Source organism: Bradyrhizobium sp. (assembly GCF_030654605.1).
In the GTDB taxonomy this organism is placed as follows: Bacteria; Pseudomonadota; Alphaproteobacteria; order Rhizobiales; family Xanthobacteraceae; genus Bradyrhizobium.
On record NZ_JAURXB010000060.1, the window covers coordinates 58,850 to 66,134 of the forward strand.

6 protein-coding genes are annotated in these 7,285 nt (G+C 65.8%); 3 read left to right on the forward strand and 3 right to left on the reverse strand.

Translation table 11 applies throughout. The annotated features are described in order from the left end of the window. The first annotated feature begins 59 nt into the window (after positions 1-59). The 3 genes from Q7U29_RS05200 to Q7U29_RS05210 all read left to right on the forward strand — a co-directional run bounded on the left by Q7U29_RS05200 (position 60) and on the right by Q7U29_RS05210 (position 4,535). Positions 60-1,421, forward strand: coding sequence for a M23 family metallopeptidase (locus tag Q7U29_RS05200; protein ID WP_304739202.1), 1,362 nt, complete (start codon positions 60-62; stop codon positions 1,419-1,421). 187 nt (positions 1,422-1,608) lie between these two features. Next, entirely contained in the window at positions 1,609-2,055 is a 447-nt protein-coding gene (locus tag Q7U29_RS05205; RefSeq protein WP_304739204.1) for an SRPBCC family protein, read from the forward strand. A gap of 329 nt (positions 2,056-2,384) precedes the next feature. Then, entirely contained in the window at positions 2,385-4,535 is a 2,151-nt protein-coding gene (locus tag Q7U29_RS05210; protein ID WP_304739206.1) for a carbamoyltransferase C-terminal domain-containing protein, read from the forward strand. Here the strand turns inward: Q7U29_RS05210 and Q7U29_RS05215 are convergent. The 3 genes from Q7U29_RS05215 to Q7U29_RS05225 form a co-directional block, all read right to left on the reverse strand. Further along, entirely contained in the window at positions 4,498-5,430 is a 933-nt protein-coding gene (locus Q7U29_RS05215; RefSeq protein WP_304739220.1) for a DMT family transporter, read from the reverse strand. The genes Q7U29_RS05210 and Q7U29_RS05215 overlap by 38 nt on opposite strands. A 228-nt stretch (positions 5,431-5,658) precedes the next feature. Further along, positions 5,659-6,078 carry a hypothetical protein gene (locus Q7U29_RS05220; protein ID WP_304739208.1) on the reverse strand — a complete coding sequence of 140 codons (420 nt, stop codon included), beginning with the start codon at positions 6,076-6,078 and terminating at the stop codon, positions 5,659-5,661. Between the two features lie 181 nt (positions 6,079-6,259). Continuing rightward, positions 6,260-7,147: an NAD(P)-dependent oxidoreductase gene (locus Q7U29_RS05225; protein ID WP_304739210.1), complete on the reverse strand. Its 888-nt coding sequence runs from the start codon at positions 7,145-7,147 to the stop codon at positions 6,260-6,262. Positions 7,148-7,285: the final 138 nt, after the last annotated feature.

The following is a 7,285-nucleotide window of genomic DNA, read 5'->3' on the forward strand; positions in this document are numbered from 1 at the left end:
AAATCACCCGCGCCAATTCAGCCGTACGGAGCTCATTTCCGACCGGCGCGGGAGTGCCGATGTCGTACCGTTCCGGTCATTATTCCGAGTATCCCCAGCACCATCCGCATGACCATGGCAGGACTCCCCCTCGCCGCCCCGCGAATCGCACGCCGGTGGCCCCGGCGACGCAGGAGCAGGACGGCTACACCCTGGTCCACGCCGGCAAGCAGGTCCGCTTTGGACCGGTGGCGTTCTGGATCGTGGTCGGCACGGTGACCGTGCTTGGGATGTGGTCGGCGGCAACCGCGACCTATTTCGCCTTCCGCGATGACGTTCTGACCCGGCTGATCGCGCGTCAGGCGGAGATGCAATACGCCTATGAAGACCGGATCGCCGAACTGCGCGCCAAGGTCGACCGCACCACCAGCCGCCAGCTGCTCGATCAGGAACAATTCGACCAGAAGCTCGACCAGATCATGAAGCGCCAGACCACCCTGGAATCGCGCGCCACCGCGCTCGGCGCCATTCCGGACGCCGGCGTCACCGGATCGATCCGGCCGCCGGCGCGCGGCGCCGCGGCTATCGAGACGGTGCCGGGAACACCGAAACCGTCGCCGATCAGCGACACCGTGATCTTCGTGACGCCGCCGGATCGCGAAGCGCGGCTGGAATCGCGCGCGCCCGTGGTGGCCAAAGTCCAGCCGAACCAGTTCGCCAAGGTGCAGGGTTTCGACAACGTCGTGCTGCGCCTGCAGTCCTCGCTCGACAAGGTCGAGGGCCGCCAGATGGCGGCGCTTTCTTCGGTCGAGGAGAGCATGGAATCGCGCATGCGCCGGATGCGCGGCGTCATCAGCGATCTCGGCCTCGACATGGCGCAGCTGGAAGCCGCGACCCCGCGCGCCGGCGTCGGCGGCCCGTTCGTTCCGGTCAAATTGGGTCCGGATGCGAGCGCCTTCGAACGCCAGCTTTACCGGATCAACACCACCCGCAGCCAGGTCGAGCGTCTCAACCGCACGCTGGCGCTGGTGCCCTATCGCAAGCCCGTGATCGGCGAAGTCGAGTTCAGCTCGGGCTTCGGGGTCCGCAGCGATCCGTTCCTCGGTCGCCCCGCGATGCATACCGGCCTCGATTTCCGCGCCGCCACGGGCGACCCGGTGCGCGCGACCGCAAACGGCAAAGTGGTCACTTCGGGCTGGCAGGGCGGCTATGGCCGCATGATCGAGATCGACCACGGCAACGGGCTGTCGACCCGCTACGGCCATCTGTCGGAAATCAACGTCAAGGTCGGCGACCTCATCAAGATCGGACAGGTGATCGGCGCCGTCGGCTCGACCGGCCGCTCCACCGGTCCGCATCTGCATTACGAAACCCGCATTGATGGCGACGCGGTCGACCCGCAGAAATTTTTGCGCGCCGGCGTGCGGTTGAGTTCCGGCTAGCATCCGGCATCCCGGCTCTTCGTCGAAGCGCTCTTCTTTCGGTCGGCTCTTGGCCATCTAAAACGCGCCGAGAAATTCTCCCAAAATTCATGGCTTGAAAATCCCTGGCATCGATGTCGGTCGCCTGGAAGGTCAAACGTCCTTGCAGCAGAACACCGAGCAAATCCGCTCGGCCAGGGAGTTTCACATGTCTGGAAATACCGTTCGTCTGCATCGCGTCTTCGCCACGAAGCCGGAGAAGCTCTTTCGCGCCTTTCTCGATGCGGACGCCATGGCCAAATGGCTGCCGCCGCACGGCTTCACGTGCAAGGTCCACCATCTCGATGCCAAAGTCGGCGGCACGTTCCGGATGTCGTTCACCAACTTCACGACCAGGTCGAGCCATTCGTTCGGCGGCGAATATCTGGAGATCGTGCCCAACGAGCGCATTCGCTACACGGACCGCTTCGACGATCCCAATCTACCCGGCGTCATGGAGGTCACCGTGATCCTGAGGGCTGTTGCCTGCGGCACCGAGATCAACATCGAACAGGCAAACCTGCCGGCGGTCATTCCGGTTGAATCGTGTTATCTCGGCTGGCAGCAATCGCTCAACCAGCTCCAGGCGCTGGTGGAGCCGGACATTTCCGAATAGTCCGCCGACCTCATCCCCGCGATCGGGGCGCCCCCTCTCCCGCTCTTGCGGGGGAGGGTCGGGGTGGGGGCTGCCTCAACGCGTACACTGTTCGATGCAGTCGCCGTATCTGGCGGTGCAAATATTTTGCTCCCGAGCAATCTGAGAGAGCCCCCACCCCAGCCCTCCCCCGCAAGAGCGGGAGAGGGGGCGCACCGGATGCGCGTGCCGCACGCGTAGCGACCACCCCCGTCAGTGCTCGACATCGCCGGCAGGCATTGTTGCGCCACTCCAATTATGATTGATGCGACCACGCAACGATTCCAGTCCCCTGCCCGAGGCACCGTCCGTTGAGCCCGCCGAACAAGCGAATTGGTCCCAGACATCCACGGCTCGGCGCCGCCGGATTCCGCGCCGCGCGATGGCTCAGCGCGCGGCTGTTCGCGGCTGCGGGCTTTCATCAGCTCGGCTCGCAATTCGCCGACCGGCGCATCGCGCATGTCCGGGAAAAACTGCAACGCGGCGAGACCGTGTATCTGGCCGGGCTGGGGCCGCCCGGCACCCACAATTCAGGCGTGGCGCTGGTCGAGGTGACGCAGGCCAATGGGCCGCGTCTGATCGTCAACAACGAGGAAGAGCGCTTCTCCGGCAACAAGCACACGACAGAATATCCGCGCCATTCGATCGACGCCATGGTGGCCACGCTGCGCGGAATCGGCCGCGATATCGGGGATATCGACGCCTGGCTCACCAGCTGGGATTATCCGACCCTGGCCGGCACCATCGCCCGCTCGGTGCTGGAGGAAGTGCCGCAGAGCCTGAAACTGCTGCGCACCACGGAGGCCGCCGGTTTTGACGGTCGCCGGCTCGACCAGATGACGCGGACGCCAAAAATTCTCGGACGGCAGCTCGGGCTTGCCGAGCGGGTGCCGCTGATCTGCCTGCCGCACCATGACAACCATGCCTGGTTTTCGTTCGCGGCATCGCCGTTCGCCGATGATGGCGAACCCGTCGCGATCGCGGTGCTCGACGGCACCGGCGACAACGGATCGATCTCGCTCTATGTCGCCGAAAACGGCGCGATGCGGCAGCTCAGCTGCAACGACAGCATGTTCGACTCGCTCGGCGCCTTCTACAGCGTGATTTCATCGACCCAGGGCGGCTGGACCTGGCTGTCCAGCGAGGGCCGCTACATGGGCGCCGCCGCATGGGGCGACATGAACCGCGCCAGCAATCCGTATTACGGGCGGCTGCGCGAGGTGCTGGATTTCGGTGCTGATGGCGAGGTCCGGGTCAACCGCGCGCTCGCCAATTGGTACTGCGACCCGTTCGATCATCCCTACAAGGCGCCCCTGATCGACATCCTCGGCGAGCCCTTGAAACCCGACCAGCTGTGGAATCCCGACGCGGTGCTGCGGGTCGAGGACATCACGCACCGGCCCGACACGAGGGATCGCCTGAACAAGGCCGCCGCGACGCAGCTGGTGTTCGAGGACGCCATGATCCATGTCATCGACCACCTGCTGCGCTTGACCGGCGCGAGCCGGCTGGTGCTGACCGGCGGCGTGGCGCTGAACGCCGTCGGCAACATGCGGCTGCTGGAGCATTTCGACGCGGCGTGGTTCGCGAAGCACCAGCAGCGCGAGGCCCGCCTGCACCTGTGGGTGCCGCCGATACCCGGCGATCCCGGCGTCACCATCGGCGCGGCCTGGCTGTTCGCGCATCTGGCGGGCGCGCCCCGGGGTGCCCCGATGACGCATGCGTTCTATTGCGGCATGCCGCCACGGCATCAAGACATCGCAACCGCGCTGCAGGCCGCCGACATCGCGTCACGACAAATCGGAGACATCTCGACATCAGAGGGGCGCGACGCCGTGGCCGATCTGATGGCGTACATCGTGGCACGGAGCGGCATCATCGCGCTGTATCAGGGCGCCGCCGAGACCGGGCCGCGCGCGCTCGGGCATCGCTCGATCTTTGCCAACCCGTGCGACGCGCACGCGCGCGAGCGGCTCAACGAACGGGTAAAGTACCGCGAGGCGATCCGCCCGCTGGCGCCGATGGCGACGCTGGAGGCGGCTCACCGATATTTCGAGTTGCACGAGGGGGCCTCCGACGCCGGCTACAACGCCTACAACTACATGGTGCTGACCGCGCCATCGAAGCCGGGCTCGCGCGAAAAAATTCCGGCTGTCATCCACGCCGACGGCACCGGCCGGATCCAGATCGTGCGGCCGGACGACGATCCCCTCACCTACGCCTATCTGAAGGCGCTCGGCCGCCACATCGGCGTCGAGATCTCCGTCAACACCTCGTTCAATGTCGCAGGGCCCATCGCGCAGACGCCGCACCAGGCGATCGATACGCTGCGGCGCTCGAAAGGCCTCGACGCGGTGCTGCTGGTGGCCGATGACGGCACGGTCACCGCGGCCTGGCACGGCGGCGAGCGCGACAGCGGCAGGTTTACCGGCTGGCTTTCGGAATGGAAACAACGCCCCTGATGAACCCAAGCGCGCGCCCGTCGATCACCAGCAACGCGCTGCCGATCACCAGCGCGCCTGTGATCTCGGTAAGCGTCATGGTTTCGCCGAGCACGAGATAGCCGAGCAGGATCGCGGTGACGGGAATCAACAGCGTCACCAGCATGACATTGGTCGGGCCCGACCGCCGCAGAATCTGAAAGAATACGATGTAGGCCAGCGCGGTCGACAGGCCCGCGAGCCCGAGCAACGCCAGCCATGTCGTGACGCCCGGCATCGGCAGTTGCCAGGGACGCTCGACCACGCCGGCGATGACCGCCATCATCAGCGTGGAGGCCATCATCTGGAACGTCGCGGTCGCCAGCGGCGGCGAGTCCGACAGTTTTCGTCGCGCATAGAGCGCCGACAGCCCGTAACTGAACGCGCCGGCGAGGCAGAGCAGGATGCCAAACCCCTGGCCGCTGCTGAAGCCAAGGTGCTGGCCGTGCAGGATGGCAACCCCGATCAGCCCGATGACGACGCCCGCGACACGACGTGCCAGCAATCTTTCGTCGCCGGCTGCCGCCATCACCAACACGGTGAACAGCGGCGTGGTCGCATTCAGAATCGAGGCCAACCCGCTCGAAACATAAGTCTGTCCGGTGACGATCAGCGAGAACGGCAACACGTTGTTGAGGAGCGCGATGGCGAAGAAGGGCTTCCAGCCCGCCACTGTCCGCGGCAACCTGATTTTGTACGCCCACAGCACCGGCAGAAGAACCAGGGCCGCGAGCGCGACCCGCAGCAGCACCACCGTCAGCGGCGGCAGTTCCCGCAGCACGACGCCGTTGAAGAAAAACGAGCCGCCCCACAGCACCGAAAGCACCGCAAGCAGCGACCAGTCCCTGATGTCGATTCGCTGGTCGGTCGGCGTCATGGCGGTGGGTGCCTGCGTGATCAGGCCCATCGCTTACCCCGAAAGCCGGCGCATCGGCCACCCGATTTCCCGCAACAACCTACCCTCATGCTGAGGAGCCGCGCCCGCTTCGCGCGGCGTCTCGAAGCATGGCAGCGGGCGATATGCCAGATGGTTCGAGACGCGCGCCGGACAGCGCAGGCGCGCTGTCCGAACGCGCTCCTCACCATGAGGCAGCGGCGCGTGCCGCTACGGCTTGCGCAAGCAGAGGCCGACGGTTGGGGGCGTCGAGCATTTCGCGCCGTCAGCCGCGCCGCCACCCGGACAGAACACCGACACCAGGGTCTCGTTCACCTCGCAGCTTGCCGCGCCGTCCCCCTGCACAACCCTCAAGCCGGCAGCACCGGCATCACCCTTGTCGCCCTTGCTGCCGGGGGCGCCTTGCGGTCCCTGAGGTCCTTGCGCACCCTGCGCGCCGGGCTGTCCCTGCGGTCCAGGCGGTCCCGCGGGACCTTGCGGGCCGGGCTGCCCCTGGGCGCCGGCGATCCCTTGAATGCCTTGGGCGCCCTGTGGGCCGTCCGCGCCCCGCTCGCCCTTCGGTCCGGGATCCCTGCCGCATCCGGCAAGGACAAGCGCAATTCCAACAAGCAGAATGGGAACAACTTTCATGACGACCCCTCGCGGCGAATGAATGGATTGGCTGCAACAGCGCAGCGCCAATACTAGGCCGCGGAACGTGACAGGTTCAAATAGAACTAAAGCCGAAGCGAAGATTTGGTGCGATGCAATCGCAGCGTTTTCGAGCGAAGTGGGTATCGGTTCGCGTAAAAAACGCGTCAGAACAAAAAAACTATCGCGCATTGTCGGACTTGGGCCGCGAGACGATCTCGATCATCTTGCCTTCGTCGTCGTCGGGACCATGGGCTTTGGCACGGTCATAGGCGGCAACCGCGGCGCGGCCCATGATGGGGACGTCACGCAGCAGGCTCTCGGCCAGCGCCACCGCATAGGCGGCGTCCTTTTGGCGCAGCGACGCCGTGAACGTCGCGCCGGCAAAGTTCCGCTCCACCATGCGCTTCGAATGCCGGATCACCTGCGGGCTGGCGGCCACTCCGCTCTCCACCGCCTCCAGCACCAGCTTCATGTCGAGACCGGCCTGCTCCGCCATCGCAAGGCCCTCGGCGATCCCGGCGATCTGGATCGCGCCCATCAAATTGTTGATCAGCTTGTAGACCGTGCCTGACCCGACCGCGCCGAAATGCCGGATGGTCGTCGACAGCGGGGTCAGGAAAGGCCGCGCCCGCTCGAGATCGGCCGGATCGGCGCCGACCAGCAGCGTCAGCTTGCCCGCCGCCGCCGCGTCCGGCAAACCCGTAACGGGGCTGTCGATGTAAACGATGCCGCGTTCGCGAAGCACCCGCGCCATTTCGAGCGCGTGGCGGTAGGAAACCGTGGAGCATTCGATCGCCAGCGTGCCGGCCTTCATGGTCGCGGCGGCGCCGTCTTTCGCCAGCCACACCGCGCGTGACGCCTCGTCGTCGGCAACCATGGTCACGACCGCATCGGCGCCAATCGCGGCATCTTCCGGCGACGTCGCCCATTGCGCGCCGCGCGCGATCAGGTCCTCGGCCTTGGCCTTGCTCCGGTTCCACACCGCGACGCTGAAACCGGCGTCGAGATAGCGGCCGGCCATGCCATGGCCCATGCGCCCCAAACCGATGAAGGCGACTTTGGCCATGGGCTAGTACCTCGTCACAGTGATTTTGACTGGTTGATTCCGAGCCAGTTCAGGATGGGTAAGTCTTCTGGAGCCACGAGGATTTGGATGCTTCGAGCGACGCCTGGTTGGCGCCGGATGAGGCCGTTTCGTTCGAGG